Annotated in this window: 14 protein-coding genes; all 14 read left to right on the plus strand. The window is 64.1% G+C overall.

Annotation, left to right across the window (positions count from 1 at the left end):
* Position 1: 1 nt before the first annotated feature.
* The 14 genes from murG (at position 2) to FJ972_RS14615 (ending at position 16,984) form a co-directional block, all read left to right on the plus strand.
* Positions 2–1,129, plus strand: a complete 1,128-nt coding sequence (gene murG, locus FJ972_RS14550; protein WP_140521212.1) for an undecaprenyldiphospho-muramoylpentapeptide beta-N-acetylglucosaminyltransferase — start codon at positions 2–4, stop codon at positions 1,127–1,129.
* Positions 1,126–2,526, plus strand: coding sequence for a UDP-N-acetylmuramate--L-alanine ligase (gene murC / locus FJ972_RS14555; RefSeq protein WP_140495219.1), 1,401 nt, complete (start codon positions 1,126–1,128; stop codon positions 2,524–2,526). Before murG ends, murC begins: the two co-directional genes overlap by 4 nt.
* Positions 2,523–3,488, plus strand: coding sequence for a UDP-N-acetylmuramate dehydrogenase (gene murB / locus FJ972_RS14560; RefSeq protein WP_140521211.1), 966 nt, complete (start codon positions 2,523–2,525; stop codon positions 3,486–3,488). The genes murC and murB overlap by 4 nt, the downstream gene beginning before the upstream one ends.
* A gap of 301 nt (positions 3,489–3,789) precedes the next feature.
* Entirely contained in the window at positions 3,790–4,716 is a 927-nt protein-coding gene (locus tag FJ972_RS14565) for a D-alanine--D-alanine ligase (RefSeq protein ID WP_140495223.1), read from the plus strand.
* On the plus strand, positions 4,704–5,645 hold the full coding sequence (locus FJ972_RS14570) for a cell division protein FtsQ/DivIB (protein ID WP_140516591.1): 942 nt from the start codon (positions 4,704–4,706) through the stop codon (positions 5,643–5,645). Before FJ972_RS14565 ends, FJ972_RS14570 begins: the two co-directional genes overlap by 13 nt.
* Positions 5,642–6,949 carry a cell division protein FtsA gene (gene ftsA, locus FJ972_RS14575; protein ID WP_140516589.1) on the plus strand — a complete coding sequence of 436 codons (1,308 nt, stop codon included), beginning with the start codon at positions 5,642–5,644 and terminating at the stop codon, positions 6,947–6,949. The genes FJ972_RS14570 and ftsA overlap by 4 nt, the downstream gene beginning before the upstream one ends.
* 66 nt (positions 6,950–7,015) lie before the next feature.
* Positions 7,016–8,698: a cell division protein FtsZ gene (ftsZ, locus tag FJ972_RS14580; protein WP_140521210.1), complete on the plus strand. Its 1,683-nt coding sequence runs from the start codon at positions 7,016–7,018 to the stop codon at positions 8,696–8,698.
* Between the two features lie 282 nt (positions 8,699–8,980).
* Positions 8,981–9,931: a UDP-3-O-acyl-N-acetylglucosamine deacetylase gene (lpxC, locus tag FJ972_RS14585; RefSeq protein WP_140521209.1), complete on the plus strand. Its 951-nt coding sequence runs from the start codon at positions 8,981–8,983 to the stop codon at positions 9,929–9,931.
* A 262-nt stretch (positions 9,932–10,193) separates the two neighbouring features.
* Positions 10,194–11,063 carry an outer membrane protein assembly factor BamD gene (locus FJ972_RS14590; RefSeq protein ID WP_140521208.1) on the plus strand — a complete coding sequence of 290 codons (870 nt, stop codon included), beginning with the start codon at positions 10,194–10,196 and terminating at the stop codon, positions 11,061–11,063.
* 13 nt (positions 11,064–11,076) lie between these two features.
* Entirely contained in the window at positions 11,077–12,750 is a 1,674-nt protein-coding gene (gene recN / locus FJ972_RS14595; RefSeq protein WP_140521207.1) for a DNA repair protein RecN, read from the plus strand.
* Between the two features lie 211 nt (positions 12,751–12,961).
* Positions 12,962–15,166, plus strand: coding sequence for an NAD-dependent DNA ligase LigA (gene ligA / locus FJ972_RS14600; protein WP_140521206.1), 2,205 nt, complete (start codon positions 12,962–12,964; stop codon positions 15,164–15,166).
* Positions 15,166–15,858 (plus strand): DUF2461 domain-containing protein, encoded by a 693-nt coding sequence (locus tag FJ972_RS14605; RefSeq protein ID WP_140521269.1) that lies wholly within the window; start codon positions 15,166–15,168, stop codon positions 15,856–15,858. The genes ligA and FJ972_RS14605 overlap by 1 nt, the downstream gene beginning before the upstream one ends.
* A 104-nt stretch (positions 15,859–15,962) precedes the next feature.
* A complete protein-coding gene (locus FJ972_RS14610) occupies positions 15,963–16,691 on the plus strand; it encodes an AzlC family ABC transporter permease (RefSeq protein ID WP_140521205.1) in 729 nt (242 codons plus the stop codon).
* Positions 16,688–16,984, plus strand: coding sequence for an AzlD family protein (locus tag FJ972_RS14615; protein WP_140521204.1), 297 nt, complete (start codon positions 16,688–16,690; stop codon positions 16,982–16,984). The genes FJ972_RS14610 and FJ972_RS14615 overlap by 4 nt, the downstream gene beginning before the upstream one ends.
* Positions 16,985–17,025 lie beyond the last annotated feature (41 nt).

Below are 17,025 nucleotides of genomic sequence, written 5' to 3' on the forward strand. Positions count from 1 at the left end.
CATGGCCAGAGGCGTTATCCTTCTCTCGGCGGGCGGAACCGGCGGACATCTGTTTCCGGCCGAGGCACTGGCGCATGAGTTGAACGCGCGTGGCTGGACGGTGCATCTGGCGACCGACGACCGCGCTGAGCGCTTTGCCGGCCACTTCCCGGCCGCCGCCATCCACCCGATCCAGTCCGCGACGCTGGGCTCCAAAAATCCTGTTGCCCTGCTTGGCGCTTTCTGGAAAATCTGGCGCGGCGTGCGCCAGGCGTCCGCCATCATCGGCAGGATCAGGCCCGATACCGTGGTCGGCTTTGGCGGCTATCCGACCTTGCCGCCGCTCTACGCCGCGACGCGGCGCAAGGTGCCGACGCTGATCCACGAGCAGAACGCGGTGATGGGACGCGCCAACCGGGCGCTGGCCAGCCGCGTCGATGCGATTGCCGGTGGCTTCCTGCCCCAAGACGAAAGCGCCGTCGGCGCCAAGACGGTGACGACAGGCAATCCGGTTCGCCCACAGGTGCTCGAAGCCGCAAAGACCGCCTACGTCGCCTCGGCCGGAGATGATCCCTTCCGCCTGCTGGTGTTCGGCGGCAGCCAGGGCGCGCAGTTCTTCTCCGATGCGGTGCCGGCGGCCGTCGCTTTGCTCCCCGACGCACTCCGCAAGCGGCTGGTGATCACGCAGCAGGCTCGGGCCGATGACGTCGGGCGGGTGAAGGCGGCCTATGCAGCGCTCGGTGTCGTTGTCGAGGTCTCGCCCTTCTTCAGCGACATGGCGGCGCGTATAGCGGCCGCACAGCTGGTTATGTCGCGCTCCGGCGCGTCGACCGTCTCGGAAATCGCCGTCATCGGGCGACCGGCGCTGCTGGTGCCCTATCCCTATGCGCTCGATCACGACCAGGCCGCGAACGCAGCCGCTCTTGCGGCCGCCGGCGGTGGCGAGGTGGAGCCGCAATCCTCACTTTCGCCCGAGCGCATCGCGGCGTTGATCGGCGCCCTGATGGCCGAGCCCGAACGGCTCACGGCAATGGCTGCCGCGGCGAAGTCGGTCGGCAAACCGGATGCCGCACGGTTGCTCGCCGATCTCACAGAGGCTATTGCGTCCCGCAAAACCGTTTCGGATTTTAAGAAGGGAACGCACGCATGAAGATGCCGCAGACCATAGGCCTCGTGCATTTCATCGGCATTGGCGGCATCGGCATGAGCGGCATCGCCGAAGTGCTGCACAATCTCGGCTACAAGGTGCAGGGGTCCGACCAGGCCGACAGCGCCAATGTGCAGCGGCTGCGCGACAAGGGGATCGAATGCTTTGTCGGCCACAGGGAAGAAAACCTCGGCGATGCCGAAGTGGTGGTTGTCTCGACGGCTATCAAGAAATCCAACCCCGAACTGAAGGCGGCACGGGAGAAATTGCTGCCGATCGTGCGCCGCGCCGAAATGCTGGCCGAACTGATGCGCTTCCGCCAGGCAGTGGCGATCGGCGGCACGCACGGCAAGACGACGACGACCTCGATGGTAGCGACGCTGCTCGAAGCCGGCGGGCTCGACCCGACCGTCATCAATGGCGGCATCATCAACGCCTATGGCACCAATGCGCGCATGGGGGACGGCGAGTGGATGGTGGTCGAAGCCGACGAGAGCGACGGGACCTTCCTCAAGCTGCCGGCCGATATCGCCGTCGTCACCAATATCGATCCCGAACATCTCGATCACTACGGCAGTTTCGAGAAGGTGCGCGAAGCCTTCCGCCAGTTCGTCGAGAACGTGCCGTTCTACGGCTTCGGCGTCATGTGCACCGACCACCCGGAGGTGCAGGCGCTGGTCGGCCGAATCGAGGATCGCCGCGTCATCACCTATGGCGAGAACGCGCAGGCCGACGTGCGCTTCACCAACCATCGCATGGCCGGCGCGACCTCGGAATTCGACGTGGTGATCCGCGACCGCAAGGGACGCGGCCAGACGACGATATCGGATCTGCGCCTGCCGATGCCCGGCCGCCACAACGTTTCCAATGCGACGGCGGCGATCGCGGTGGCGCATGAGCTCGGCCTGTCGGCCGAGGCGATCAAGAAAGGCCTGTCGTCCTTCGCCGGCGTCAAGCGTCGCTTCACCCAAACCGGCTCCTGGAATGGCGTCGAAGTGTTCGACGATTACGGCCACCATCCGGTCGAGATCGCTGCGGTGCTGAAAGCCGCGCGCAGCGCCACCAAGGGCCGCGTCATCGCCATTGCCCAGCCGCACCGTTTTACCCGGCTGCATGATCTGTTCAATGAATTCTCCGCCTGCTTCAACGACGCCGACACGGTGATGGTGGCGCCGGTCTACGCCGCCGGCGAGGAGCCGATCGAAGGCGTGACCTCGGATGCGCTGGTGTCGCGCATCCGGGCCGGCGGCCATCGCGACGCGCGCTACATCGAGGGTCCGGAGGCAATAGCGCCTGTTGTCCGTGATCTGGCCAGGCCCGGCGACTTCGTCGTCTTTCTCGGCGCCGGCAACATCACGCAATGGGCCTATGCGCTGCCCAAGGAGCTGGCCGTCTCATGATGCAGGGCCAGGCGCTGATCGACAGACTTGGCGGCCGGCTTGCCGGCCTGCGCGGCCGCATCACGCCGAATGCCGAGATGGACAAGATCACCTGGTTCCGCGCCGGAGGACTGGCCGAGGCGCTCTTTCAGCCAGCGGACGAGGCGGACCTCGCTGCTTTCCTGAAAGCGGTTCCCGAAGAGATACCGCTGACCATAGTCGGCGTCGGCTCGAACTTGCTTGTGCGCGATGGGGGTATTCCGGGTTTCGTCATAAGACTGTCGGCCAAGGGGTTCGGTGAAACCGAAATTGTTTCGCCGACATCGATCAAGGCTGGCGCGGCCACGCCCGACAAGCGCATTGCCGCGGCGGCGCTGGAAGCCGGCATCGGCGGCTTCCATTTCTACCACGGCATACCGGGCGCCATCGGCGGGGCGCTGAGGATGAACGCCGGCGCCAATGGCGTCGAGACGCGCGAGCGCGTCGTCGAGGTGCGTGCGCTCGACCGCAAGGGCAACGTCCAGACGCTGAGCAATGCCGATATGGGCTATGCCTACCGGCACTCGTCGGCACCGTCCGGGCTGATCTTTACCTCGGCGATTTTCGAGGGCTTTGCCGAGGACAAGGCAGTGATCAAGGCGGCGATGGACGCGGTGCAGAACCATCGCGAGACGGTGCAGCCGATCCGCGAGAAGACCGGTGGCTCGACCTTCAAGAATCCTGAAGGCACCTCAGCCTGGAAAGAGATCGACAAGGCAGGGTGTCGCGGCCTGCTGATCGGCGGCGCGCAGATGTCGCCCATGCACTGCAATTTCATGATCAACACCGGGACAGCGACCGGCTACGAACTCGAATATCTCGGCGAAACAGTGCGCACGCGGGTGCTCGAACATTCCGGCATCCGGCTGCACTGGGAGATCAAGCGCATCGGGGACTTCCGCCCCGGACACGCCGTGCAGGAGTTTCTTGGACAGCTGCTCTAGCCGCGGTTGAAGTTCATGTGACGCATGAACTTCAACCGGTCCGGAACGACCGCGCAACCGTTGCTCCAAAGACTCAACAGCGCGGTTTTCGCATCCATTTTCTCAGAAAGTGAATCTCCCGGAATCATAAGCACTTGCCAGTGAATCAACTCTCTGATTCTCTGCTCCAAAGCGTTTCCTGATTTGAGTCGTTCGACGCGTTTCCCGCGTTTTCCGTCTGGGGGGCAACCTGCCGGGAGACTCGGACTCAATGTTGCGGAAATCTTGGTTTTTGATCCGCCGTGAGAGGGGATGACGGGGAATGAAAAACAAGCATGTGGCCGTCCTGCTGGGTGGTTTCTCGTCCGAGCGGCCCGTGTCCCTGTCTTCGGGGAAGGCCTGTGCCGATGTGCTTGAGACGGAAGGCTATCAAGTCACGCGCGTCGATGTCGGGCGCGACGTCGGCTCCGTGCTTGCCGATCTCAGGCCCGATGTCGCCTTCAATGCGCTGCATGGTCCTTTTGGCGAGGACGGCACCATTCAGGGCATTCTCGAATATCTCGGCATTCCCTACACCCATTCCGGCGTGCTCGCCTCGGCGCTTGCGATGAACAAGGAGCAGTCGAAGAAAGTCGTGAAATTGGCCGGTGTCCCCGTCGCCGAATCGAAGGTCGCCAATCGCTTCGCCATTCAGAACAACCATCCGATGAAGCCGCCTTATGTGGTGAAGCCGGTCAATGAGGGGTCGAGCTTCGGCGTCGTGATCGTGCATGAGGGGCAGTCGCATCCGCCGCAGGTCATCGGCTCGTCCGAGTGGAAATATGGCGATACCGTCATGGTCGAGCGTTACATCCATGGGCGCGAGCTGACCTGTGCCGTCATGGGCGACGTGGCGCTTGGCGTCTGCGAGATCATCCCGACGGGCCATTCGTTCTATGACTACGATTCAAAATATGTCGCGGGCGGATCAAAACACGAATGCCCCGCAAAAGTTTCACCGAATATTTACCAAAAAATACAGACACTGGCGCTCAAGGCTCACCAAGCTGTCGGCTGTCGGGGCGTTTCCCGGTCGGACTTCCGTTATGACGATCGTCACTCCGAAAATGGCGAGGTTGTATGGCTCGAGGTCAATACCCAGCCGGGCATGACGCCGACGTCTCTGGTGCCTGAAATCGCCGCCCAGGCAGGGCATTCGTTCGGCGATCTGTTGAGTTGGATGGTGGAGGACGCTTCGTGTCTGCGTTGAAATGGGGGCAGGGCAAGGGGAAGGGCGTGGCCGGGCCGGCGCTGTTCAGCCTGCCATTGTCGTTCGACCATTTCGTGCTGCCGCGCGTGCTTCGCCGCCCGGTGCGTATCCTGGCGCGTCTGGGCGAGGGCGAATTCCAGGCGCCGCGCTTCTCCGCCGCGATCATGTCGGCAGTGCTCATTGCTTCGAGCGGCGCCTATGGCGCCTATCTCGGCGGTCATGCCGACGGCATCGTCCAGAGCATCACTGCCCGGACCGGCTTTGCCGTCGACCAGGTCAAGGTGGTCGGCAATCGCCAGACGTCCGAGATCGATATTCTCGACAGGCTCGAGCTCGATGGCTGGACGTCGCTGATCGGCTTCGATGCCGAGGCGGCGCGGGAACGCATCGCCACCTTGCCCTGGATCGAGGTCGCCGCGGTGCGCAAGGTCTATCCGCACACGTTGGAGGTGCGCGTCGAGGAGCGTCAGGCGTTCGCGCTTTGGCAGCAGGGCAGCGATCTCTCCGTCATCGAAAAAGACGGTGCCGTTATCGCGCCGTTCTCGGGTGGCAAGCAGGTGCTGCTGCCATTGCTGATCGGAGCCGGCGCGCCGGCCAAGGCGCCGGAATTCCTGGCGAAGATCGAAAAATACCCGGATCTCGCGACCCGCATCAGGGGCTATGTCCGTGTCGGCGATCGGCGCTGGGACCTGAAGCTGGACAATGGCATCACCGTCAAGCTCCCCGAGGATGGCGAGGATCAGGCACTCGCCGAACTCGTCGGCATGGACCATGACAAGGGGCTGTTGTCGCGCGACATCGCCGCCGTCGACATGCGGCTGTCGGACCGGCTGGTCGTGCAGCTGACGCCGGAGGCGGCGACTCAGCGCGAAGCCGCGCTCAACGAGAAACCGAAAACGCTGAAGCGCAAGCCGGAGACGAAGATATGAGCTGGCTTGGCGGTTCAGGCGATGCCTCGTCGCGCCGCTCCGGCACCTTGACGGTGCTGGATGTCGGTTCGAGCAAGGTCTGCTGCATGGTGGCGAAGCTGAAGCCGTGCGATGACGGCAAGCTGCTGCGCGGACGCTCGCACCGCATCCAGGTGATCGGCATCGGCCATCAGAAGTCGCAGGGCGTCAAATCGGGCGTCGTCATCGATCTCGATCGTGCCGAACATGCCATTCGTCTCTCCGTCGACGCCGCCGAGCGCATGGCCGGGCTGACGGTCGATTCGCTGATCGTGAACATGACCGCCGGCCGGCTGAAGAGCGAAGCTTTCTCGGCAACCATCAATCTCGGCGGCCATGAGGCCGACGAGGCCGACATCAAGCGGGTGCTCGGTGCCGGCGCCAAGCAGGCGCTGAAGACCGAGCGCGAGGTGGTCCATTCGCTCCCCGTCGGCTTCTCGCTCGACGCTGAGCGCGGCGTGCGCGATCCGCGCGGCATGGTCGGCGACACGCTTGGCGTCGACATGCATGTGCTGACCGGCGACGCCGCTCCGATGCGCAACCTGGAGCTCTCCATCAACCGCTCGCATCTTTCGGTCGAGCGCATGGTGGCGACGCCCTATGCCAGCGGGCTGGCGGCATTGGTCGACGACGAGCTGGAACTGGGCGCCGCCTGCATCGATATGGGCGGCGGCACGACGACGATCTCGGTGTTTTCGGAAGGCAAGTTCGTCCATGGCGACGCCATCGCCATCGGCGGCAACCACGTCACGCTGGACATGGCCAAGGGACTGTCCACCTCGCTCGATGCCGCCGAACGGCTGAAGGTGATGCACGGTTCGGCGTTGCCCGGCAGCGCCGATGACCGCGACCTGGTCTCGATCCAGCCGATCGGCGACGAGGGCGAAGTGCCGCTCCAGATTCCGCGCTCCGTCATGACGCGTATCGTGCGCGCCCGCATCGACGAGACGCTCGAGCTTTTGCGCGACCGGCTGAACAAGTCCGGCTACGGCAATGCGGTGGGCAAGCGCGTGGTGCTGACCGGCGGCGCCAGCCAGCTTGCCGGCCTGCCGGAAGCGGCGCGCCGCATCCTGGGGCGCAATGTGCGCATCGGCCGCCCGCTCGGCGTGGCGGGCCTGCCCGAAGCGGCGAAGGGGCCGGCCTTCTCGGCGGCCGTCGGTTTGTTGATCTATCCGCAGATGGCGAGCTTCGAGAGCCATCCGGCGAAAGGAATTTCCGGTCTCAGGATGACTGGAACGGGCGGAAAACTGCATCGCATGAGTCAGTGGTTGAGAGACAGTTTCTAATTGACGGGGACAGCCCCATAAGTGGCCGCGGCGGCGAAGCGGCAGGAAAGGCAAAGGACGGAGACAATGACCATCAATCTGCAAAAGCCGGACATCACCGAGCTTAAGCCACGCATCACCGTGTTCGGCGTCGGCGGCGGCGGCGGCAACGCCGTCAACAACATGATCACCGCCGGTCTGCGCGGCGTCGAGTTCGTTGTCGCCAACACCGACGCGCAGGCGCTGACCATGTCGAAAGCCGACCGGCTGATCCAGCTCGGCGCGCATGTCACCGAGGGGCTGGGCGCCGGATCCCAGCCTGAAGTGGGCCGCGCGGCAGCGGAAGAATGCATCGACGAGATCATCGATCACCTGTCCAACACCCATATGTGCTTCGTCACCGCGGGCATGGGCGGCGGCACGGGCACGGGAGCGGCGCCGGTCGTGGCGCGCGCCGCCCGCGAGAAGGGCATCCTCACTGTCGGCGTCGTCACCAAGCCGTTCCATTTCGAAGGCCAGCGCCGCATGAAGACGGCGGATTTCGGCATCGAGGAGCTGCAGAAATGCGTCGACACACTGATCGTCATCCCTAACCAGAACCTGTTCCGGCTGGCCAATGACAAGACCACCTTCGCCGACGCGTTCGCCATGGCTGACCAGGTGCTCTATTCGGGTGTAGCCTGCATCACCGACCTGATGGTCAAGGAAGGCCTGATCAATCTCGACTTCGCCGACGTTCGTTCGGTGATGCGCGAGATGGGCAAGGCGATGATGGGCACCGGTGAGGCCTCGGGCGAGGGCCGCGCGATGGCGGCCGCGGAAGCCGCGATCGCCAACCCGCTGCTCGACGAGACCTCGATGAAGGGCGCCAAGGGCCTACTGATCTCGATCACCGGCGGCCGCGACCTGACGCTGTTCGAAGTCGACGAAGCGGCGACCCGCATCCGCGAGGAGGTCGATCAGGACGCCAACATCATCCTGGGCGCCACTTTCGACGAGGAGCTCGAAGGCGTCATCCGCGTCTCGGTTGTCGCCACCGGCATCGACAAGTCGGCGGCCGAAATCGCCGCCGCGCCGATCTCGATCCGCACCGCGCCGCAGAAGCCAGCCGCCCGCCCGGCCGTTGCCGCGGCGGAAAGCCGCCCCGCGCCGGCCCAGCAGGCTGCGTACGAGCCGCGCGCCGCCGATCCGGTCGCGGAAGCGATCCAACTGGCCGAAGCAAACGCCGCGGCGATGGCGCAAGCCCGTCCGGCGCCAATTGCCCATGCGGATGATTTCCGTCCGCAGAGCAAGATCTTCCAGGCTCCGCCGGCGCAGCCGCAACCGATGGTGCAGCCCGTGGTCCAGCAGATGCAGCCGGCGCCTCAGCCGCGCGAGATCCTGCGCGAAGTCCAGCAGCCGGTCGCGATGGCTCCCCAGCGCATGCCGCGCGTCGAGGACTTTCCGCCTGTCGTGAAGGCCGAGGTCGACGCCAAGAGCCGCCCGGCCGACCATGAGAACAGCGGACCGATGGGGCTCTTGAAGCGTCTGACCAACGGCCTGACGCGCCGCGAGGAAGAGCCAGCACGCCTGCAGCCGGCGCAGCCGCGCGAGCCCAAGCTGCGTCAGGCGGCACCGGAAGTGCGCCGTCTGGCAAGCCAGGACGCGCAGCTCTACGCGCCCCGTCGCGGCCAGCTCGATGACCAAGGCCGCCTGACGCCGCAGGCCAGGGCGACTCAGGAGGACGACCAGCTGGAAATTCCGGCGTTCCTGCGCCGCCAGGCCAACTGAGCGGTTAACGGGCTGTAACAATTGTTAACAGGCAGGCAAGGAATTGCTTGCCTGTTAACGTTTAAAAGGATGCAAATTCAGGCACTTAAGAGGCTATCCATACGTCGGTTGCGGTTACAGAGAGTAAGAAACCGTGATTTGGACTATCCCTGATGGGACATTATCTTCGCTGCCTACCGTCGTCGGTTTGCCGGGATTTCGGGGGAAGTGACCTGGCCTGCCGATTTTTACAAGAGAGCCGCGCCCTCGGGCTGGAGAAGCGGACCTAGGCATTTCGGGCTTATGGGGATTGTCTTGCACGACTATCAGACGACAGTGAAGGCGCGCGCGTCGCTTACGGGCACCGGCGTTCACAGCGGCAAGGAAGTTTCCATCAGCTTTCTCCCGGCGGATGCCGACACCGGCATCGTTTTCCAGCTTTTTAGTGAGAACGGGCAAGGTCGCGAGTTCCGCGCCCTGTTTTCCGAGATCGGCGCAACCGACCTGTGCACCATGCTCGGTGATCCCTCTGGCGAGCACATCGCCACGGTCGAGCACATCATGGCGGCGCTGTTCGGGCTCGGCATCGACAATGTCATCATCGAGATCGACGGCCATGAGGTCCCTATCCTCGACGGCAGCGCCATGGCGTTCGTCGAGGCCATAGACCAGGCCGGCATCGAAACGCTGTCGGTCAAGCGGCGCTACATCCGGATCGTCAAGCCGGTCCGCATCGAGAACGGCGCCTCCTGGGCTGAGTTCAGGCCCTATGACGGCACTCGCTTCGAGGTCGAGATCGATTTCGAAAGCCCAGCGATCGGCCGGCAGCTGTTCGCGTCCGACATCAATGCGGACATTTTCCGCCGCGACATCGCGCGCGCCCGCACCTTCGGCTTCATGAAGGACGTCGAGCGGCTGTGGGCCGCCGGCTATGCGCTGGGATCCTCGCTTGAGAATTCGCTGGTCATCGGTGACGACAACCGCGTCATCAACATGGGCGGCTTGCGCTACCCCAACGAGTTCGTACGCCATAAGACGCTGGACGCCATGGGCGACCTGGCACTGGCTGGGGCCCGCTTCATCGGCTGCTTCCGCTCCTATCGTGGCGGCCATAGGCTGAATGCGGCCGCCTTGCGGCGCGTGCTGTCGGACCGTACCGCATTCGAGATCGTCGAAACGACCCGCCGCGAGCGCGGCCGTGCGGCCGAGATGAGCGCCGTCAACGCGCCTCTCTATGCGCCCTGGATGATCTGAGTCACCGCCACTTTCCGGATGCCATCGCAGATCACTAGTGTTGCATGAATGCATCATTTGCCGGCGAAATCGCAGGGATGCTCCGGCGCGGCCCGGCCGCCACAAAAATGTTCGATTGCCTAGACATAGCGTTGCCGGGCAAGGCGGTTATGGTTTATGGCTGCTGCCGTCGATAGTGCATGTCGCCTGGAAGTGGGGACCAGTTTTGGGGAAACGATATGCAACAGGCACTGAAATAACGCCGAAAGGGCGCAATCCAATCATGTTCTTCAAGCGAGTCGGTCAATTGAAAGCGCCGCAGCGGTCCGTTTTCCTGGCGCTTTCGGTGGTTGTTCCATCGCTCTTCCTGTCTGCTTGCATGTCGTCGGAAAAAGATATCGACCTGTCGACCTATGTCGACCAGACCGAACCGGCCGACGTTCTCTACAACCAAGGGCTCGCCAATCTGAATGCCGGACGCCTCGACGAGGCGAGCAAGAAGTTCGACGCGGTCGACCGCCAGCATCCTTATTCGGAGTGGGCCCGCAAATCGATGGTGATGGGCGCGTTCGCCGACTATCGCAAGGGCAGCTACGACGAAGCGATCGCGTCGGCCAAGCGTTATCTGACGCTGTATCCGTCAACGGATGACGCGGCTTATGCGCAGTACATCATCGGCCTTAGCTACTACCGCCAGATCAAGGACGTGACGCAGGATCAGAAGGAAGCGCGCCAGACCGTGCAGACCATGCAGGATCTCGTGACGCGCTGGCCTAATTCAGAATATGTCGATGACGCCAAGGAAAAGATCCGCTTCGCCAACGACCAGCTCGCCGGCAAGGAGATGCAGATCGGCCGCTATTATCTCGAACGTCGCGAATACATCGCCGCGGTCAAGCGCTTTCGCAATGTGGTCGAGAATTATTCCAACACCCGGCATGTCGAGGAGGCGCTGGCGCGCCTGACCGAGAGCTATTATGCGATGGGCCTGACTTCGGAGGCGCAGACCGCTGCCGCCGTTCTCGGCACCAATTATCCCGACAGCCCATGGTACAAGGATTCCTACAAGCTCCTGCAGAGCAACGGGCTTGCGCCGCGCGAGAGTGCTGGCTCGTGGATATCCAAGGCCGGGAAACTGATCACCGGCGCCTGATGCAGGCGTAACGATGCTTTCCAGGCTGTCGATCCGCGATATCGTCCTGATCGAGAAGCTGGATATCGACTTCCAGCCCGGTCTCTCGGTGCTGACGGGCGAGACCGGCGCCGGAAAATCCATCCTGCTCGACGCTCTGTCCTTGGCGCTTGGGGCTCGCGGTGACGCTTCCCTGGTGCGCCACGGCGCGGCACAGGGCCAGGTGATTGCCGTGTTCGACGTGCCGCGCAACCATCCGGTGCGCGCGTTGCTTGCCGAGAATGCCATCGAGGACGACGGCGACATCATCCTGCGCCGCTTGCAGACTGTGGACGGCCGCACCCGCGTCTTCGTCAACGATCAGCCGTCCAGCGTGACGCTGATGCGCGACGTCGGCCGCGCGCTGGTCGAGATCCACGGCCAGCATGACGAACGCGCCCTTGTCGATCCCGGCGCGCATCGCGACGTGCTCGACGCTTTCGGCGGCCATCTCGGCGCCGTCCGGTCGACGGGCGAGGCCTGGCGGCACTGGCGCGCCTGCGAGCAGGAGCTCTCGCGCCATCGTGCCAAGGTGGCGGCGGCGGCGCGCGAAGCGGACTACCTGCGCGCAGCGGTTGCCGAACTGACCAAGCTCGATCCGCAGCCGGGTGAGGAGACTGAGCTTGCCGACTTGCGCGCCCACATGATGCGGGCCGAGAAGATCGCCTCCGAAATCCACGACGCGCAGGACGTGCTTTCGGGTCCATCCTCGCCCTTGCCGCAACTGGCCAGCCTGCTCAGGCGGTTGCAGCGCAAGGCAGGCGAGGCCCCCGGGCTGCTCGACGAAGTGGTCAAGTCGCTGGATGAGGCGATGCTGTCGCTCGACGCGGCGCAGTCGGGTGTCGAGGCGGCTTTGCGCGCCACCGAATATGATCCACAGCGGCTGGAAAAGGCGGAAGAGCGGTTGTTTTCGCTGCGCGCGGCATCGCGCAAGCACAGCGTTGCCGTCGATGATTTGGCGCAATTGCGCGACACGATGGTTGCCGATCTTGCCGATCTCGATGCCGGCGAGGAGCGCCTTCATGGGCTGGAAAAGCAGGCGGCCGCAGCGCGCGAAGCCTATGACATCGCCGCCGCGCAGTTGTCCTCGCTTCGCCATGCCGCGGCGGTCGGCCTGACCAAGGCCGTGATGGCCGAACTGCCGGCGCTGAAGCTCGAACGCGCCGCCTTCATCGTCGAGATGAAGAGCGAGGCCGAGAGCCGCATGGAAGAGGGCATCGACCAGATCGAGTTCTGGGTGCGCACCAATCCCGGCACGCGACCCGGGCCGATGATGAAGGTTGCTTCCGGCGGCGAGCTTTCGCGCTTCCTACTGGCGCTGAAGGTGGCGCTGGCCGACCGGGGCTCGGCGCCAACGCTGGTCTTCGATGAAATCGACACAGGGGTGGGCGGCGCCGTCGCGGATGCCATCGGCCAGCGGCTGGCAAGATTGTCCAGGCGCGTGCAGGTGCTCTCGGTCACCCATGCGCCGCAGGTGGCGGCCCGCGCGGCGACGCACTTCCTGATCTCCAAGTCCGGCAGCACCGACAAGGTCGCGACCGGCATCGCCGAAATGGACCGGGCGGCGCGCCAGGAAGAGATCGCGCGCATGCTGGCCGGCGCCACCATCACCGACGAAGCGCGCGCGGCCGCCGAGAGATTGCTGCGGGAGAATACGGCGGCTGCCTGAAAGCTCGTTTCCCGTGAAGGCGAGTCAGGATATGGCTGCATCCTGCTGTTCAGGAATGATTTTTTCGCAGGCCGGCTCCCTCCTGCCAAATCCTGATTTATAGTGGCGCCCAACCAAAGTGCGCCGCGCCTTGGTTATTGTTTTGTGCATGTCGTTGCCCCAAAATCGCACCGTATTTTGGGCGGCGTGCATTGGTCAGGGAAGCCGTGCGATGTCTGAAAGACCAGTCGATTCACTCAGTGAGAGCGAAGCCGAAGCGGAGCTGAAGCGCCTGGCGCAGGAGATCGCGGAGCACGACCGCCGCTACCATACCGAGGACGCGCCTGTTATCACCGACGCCGCCTATGATGCGCTGACCCGGCGCAACTTCGCCATCGAGCAGCGCTTTCCCGCCCTGGTGCGCGAGGATTCGCCATCGCGCAGGGTCGGTGCCGCGCCGGCGGAAGGCTTTGCCAAGGTGCGCCATGCCGTGCCCATGCTCAGCCTCGCCAAGGCCTATACCGACGAGGACGTCGCCGATTTCATCGAACGCGGCCGGCGCTTCTTCGACCGCGACAAGGATCTCGACATCGCCTTCACGGCCGAACCGAAGATCGACGGCCTGTCGGCCTCGCTGCGTTACGAGAACGGCGTGTTCGTGCAGGGCGCAACGCGCGGGGATGGCGCTGTCGGCGAAGACATCACCGCCAATCTGAGGACCATCGCCGATATTCCCGGCAGGCTGAAAGGCTCGGGCTGGCCCGAAATCATCGAGATACGCGGCGAGGTCTACATGACCTATGCCGAATTCGAGGCGCTGAAGCAGCGCTCAGCGGCCGCCGGCGGCCAGGACTATGTCAATCCGCGCAATACGGCGGCTGGGTCGCTGCGCCAGAAGGATCCATCGGTCACCGCCAGCCGGAACCTCAAATTCTTTGCCTATGCCTGGGGCTACACGACAGCCGACCCCGCTCCGACACAATACGATTCGGTGCAGAAATTCGCGGAATGGGGCTTCAAAGTCAGCCCGCTGATGGTGCGGGCGAGGTCGGTCGGCGAGCTGATCGCGCATTATCACCGCATCGAGGAACAGCGTTCTTCCTTGGGCTACGACATCGACGGCGTCGTCTACAAGGTCGACCAACTGGAGTTGCAGCGCCGGTGGGGCTTCGTCACCGGCGAACCGCGCTGGGCCATCGCGCACAAATTTCCGGCCGAACAGGCGATGACGACCGTGCAGAAGATCGATATCCAGGTCGGGCGCACCGGCACGCTGGCGCCGGTGGCGAGGCTTGCGCCCGTGACAGTCGGGGGCGTCGTGGTCGAGAACGTCACGCTGCACAACGAAGACTATATCAAGGGTTTCGACAGCAACGGCCAGCCGATCCGCGACGGCATCGACGTGCGCATCGGCGACACCGTGGTGATCCAGCGGGCAGGGGATGTCATCCCGCAGATCGTCAGTGTCGTCGTCGACAAGCGTCCGCCGGATGCCGTGCCTTACGAATTCCCACATACTTGCCCGATCTGCGGCTCGCCGGCGACGCGCGAAATCAACGAGAAGACCGGCAAGGAGGATTCCCGCAGGCGTTGCACGGGCGAACTGATCTGCCCCGCGCAAGCCGTGGAAGGGCTGCGCCACTTCGTGTCGCGCGGGGCCATGGATATCGAGGGACTAGGCGCGGAAAACATCGACCTGTTCTTCAATGCGGGCCTGGTCAAGACGGCCGCCGACATCTTCACGCTCAGGGATCGGCGTCCCGCCGTCACCAAGGCGCTGGCCGAGCGGCGCGAGGAGCAGGCGAGGCAGCGCGAGGCGGCGTCGGGCAAGACGCGCAAGAATGTGCGCAGCGTCGAGGACCGCAACTATGAAGGGTTGGACAAGCTCTTTGCGGCGATCGATTCGCGCCGCGAACCCGAGCTCGACCGCTTCATCTTTGCGCTTGGGATCCGCCATATCGGCGAAACGACGGCGGCCGTGCTTGCCCGGACGTTTTCGACAATCGAGGAACTGATCCGCGTCGGCAAGGAGACCGCGGCGGCTGACGATCCGCATAGTGTCTTCCCGTCGATCAACGGCATCGGCGATACGGTGATCAACGCGCTGGCCGATTTCTTCGGCAATGAGCGCAATGACGACGTGCTTGAGGCGTTGCTTAAACAGGTCAGGCCGAAGCCGTATGTCGTCACCGTCTCGGCCGACAGCGTGGTCGCGGGCAAGACCGTCGTGTTCACGGGCTCGCTGGAAAAGATGACGCGTTCCGAAGCCAAGGCGATGGCCGAACGGCTGGGCGCCAAGGTGGCGGGCTCGGTTTCGGCCAAGACCGATCTGGTAGTGGCGGGGCCCGGCGCCGGCTCGAAACTCAAGCTTGCCAGTGAACTCGGCATCGAGGTCATAGACGAGGACGCGTGGCTGCAGCGGATCGGCAAGGCATGATGTCAGGCGAATTCAAGGGGTTCGGCCAAAAGGCTATTCCGTTCCTGAAGGCACTTGATTTCCACCAGAGTCGCGAGTGGTTCGTAGAGAATCGCGACCTGTTCGAACAGGAATTGCGCGATCCGCTGGGCGATCTGGTGGAGACGCTCACACGCCGTTTCGGCGAGGCCGGGCTCGGCCTCAAGGGCGACCGCAAGAAATCACTGTTCCGGATCAACCGGGACGTGCGCTTCGCCAAGGACAAGCGGCCTTACAACCGGCATCTGTCGGCGATCCTGTCGCCCGACGGCACCAAGATGGAGCAGGGCGTGTTCTATGTCCACGTTGGGCTGGAACGCTGCTTCGCCGACATTGCCTGGTGGCAGCCCGCCCCGGAACTGTTGCTCGCCATGCGCAAGGCCATCGCGGCAAGGCCGGACAGGTTCCGCGCCCTGGTGGGCGCCTTGAAGAAGAACGGTCTGGAATTCGAGACGGAGGGCCGCATGAAGCGCACGCCGCGGGGCTTCGAGCATGTCGGCGATTCCGATCTGGCCGAGGCCATCCGCAACCGTCATTTCTACGTCCAGCATGTCATCGATCCGGCGGGGATCCACACGGCGGCGCTGGTCGACGAGCTGGTCGATTTCACCATGCGCGCCAAGCCGCTGCTCGATTGGGGCAGGGCGATAGAGGGCAAGGTGGCGCAGGGCTAGGATTGGTCCTGGCAATCATTTCCGCTGATTGTTGGGCTCAACCGAATTCGTGTGACAAGGCGGGCCACGCTACCTAGATCAGGCCATTCTCCTGGGAGTTATCCATGGTGTCGGATGCAATTTCCGAGAACGGCGCAAAGAGCGATTTCTGGCAAGGCGTGCGGCTTTCCATGCCGGTCGTTGTGGCGTCGGCGCCGTTCGGGGTGCTGTTCGGGGCGCTGGCCGTCGACAATGGCTTCTCGGTGTTCGAAGCCTTCCTGATGAGTGCGATGATCTTCGGCGGCGCCAGCCAGATGGTCGGCATCGAGCTGTTCGGCCAGCATGTCGCGCCGTGGCTGATCGTGCTGTCAATCTTCGCCGTCAATTTTCGCCACGTGCTCTATTCGGCCGGTATCGGCCGGCGCATAGCGCACTGGCCCGTGGTCAGCCAAGCGCTCGGCTTCTTCATCCTCACCGATCCGCAGTTCGCCGTCGCCGAGGCGAGGGCGCAGTCCGGCGAGACGGTCGGCTTCGCCTGGTATCTCGGGCTCGGCCTGCCGGTCTATGTATTCTGGGTGATCGAAAGCGCGCTCGGCGCGGTGTTCGGCAAGCTCATCCCCGACACGCATGCGCTGGGCATCGATTTCCTGCTGCCGATCTATTTCCTTGGCCTGGTGATGGGCTTCCGCAAGCGGCCGTTGTGGCTGCCGGTGGTCGTCGCCAGTGCTTGCGCCTCGATCGTCGCCTACAAGATGGTAGGTTCACCCTGGCACGTTTCGATCGGCGCCATCGCCGGCGTGCTGCTGGCCGTCATCCTGCCGCCCCACCACTCAGGCGTGAAGGCACGGCCATGAGCACGACGTTCTGGATCATCATCGCCGGCGCGATCGCCACTTATCTTACGCGGATCGGCGGGCATCTGGTCATCTCGCGCTTCGACAATATCCATCCGCGCGTCGAGGCCGGCCTCAACGCGGTGCCGGCGGCGGTGCTGACGACATTGGTGGCGCCGGAACTGTTGAATGCCGGACCGGCGGAATGGGCGGCATTGGTTGTCACCGCCATGGTTTCGCTGCGCGGCGGGCTGATGGCGATGTTTTTGGCTGGTGCGGCGATGCTGATCCTGGCGCGGCAGTTCGTGGGGTAGAGTTCCGGGCGCGATCGTTCGAACGCTGGCGCCGCCTTAGA

The sequence above is a fragment of the Mesorhizobium sp. B2-1-1 genome (genome assembly GCF_006442975.2).
Classification (GTDB): Bacteria; Pseudomonadota; Alphaproteobacteria; order Rhizobiales; family Rhizobiaceae; genus Mesorhizobium.

Bases quoted from the DNA above. Each gene is read 5' to 3' on its own strand.
- murG (WP_140521212.1), top strand. From the start codon at position 2: ATGGCCAGAGGCGTTATCCTTCTCTCGGCGGGCGGAACCGGCGGACAT.
- murC (WP_140495219.1), top strand. From the start codon at position 1,126: ATGAAGATGCCGCAGACCATAGGCCTCGTGCATTTCATCGGCATTGGC.
- murB (WP_140521211.1), top strand. From the start codon at position 2,523: ATGATGCAGGGCCAGGCGCTGATCGACAGACTTGGCGGCCGGCTTGCC.
- FJ972_RS14565 (WP_140495223.1), top strand. From the start codon at position 3,790: ATGAAAAACAAGCATGTGGCCGTCCTGCTGGGTGGTTTCTCGTCCGAG.
- ftsA (WP_140516589.1), top strand. From the start codon at position 5,642: ATGAGCTGGCTTGGCGGTTCAGGCGATGCCTCGTCGCGCCGCTCCGGC.
- ftsZ (WP_140521210.1), top strand. From the start codon at position 7,016: ATGACCATCAATCTGCAAAAGCCGGACATCACCGAGCTTAAGCCACGC.
- lpxC (WP_140521209.1), top strand. From the start codon at position 8,981: ATGGGGATTGTCTTGCACGACTATCAGACGACAGTGAAGGCGCGCGCG.
- FJ972_RS14590 (WP_140521208.1), top strand. From the start codon at position 10,194: ATGTTCTTCAAGCGAGTCGGTCAATTGAAAGCGCCGCAGCGGTCCGTT.
- recN (WP_140521207.1), top strand. From the start codon at position 11,077: ATGCTTTCCAGGCTGTCGATCCGCGATATCGTCCTGATCGAGAAGCTG.
- ligA (WP_140521206.1), top strand. From the start codon at position 12,962: ATGTCTGAAAGACCAGTCGATTCACTCAGTGAGAGCGAAGCCGAAGCG.
- FJ972_RS14605 (WP_140521269.1), top strand. From the start codon at position 15,166: ATGTCAGGCGAATTCAAGGGGTTCGGCCAAAAGGCTATTCCGTTCCTG.
- FJ972_RS14610 (WP_140521205.1), top strand. From the start codon at position 15,963: ATGGTGTCGGATGCAATTTCCGAGAACGGCGCAAAGAGCGATTTCTGG.
- FJ972_RS14615 (WP_140521204.1), top strand. From the start codon at position 16,688: ATGAGCACGACGTTCTGGATCATCATCGCCGGCGCGATCGCCACTTAT.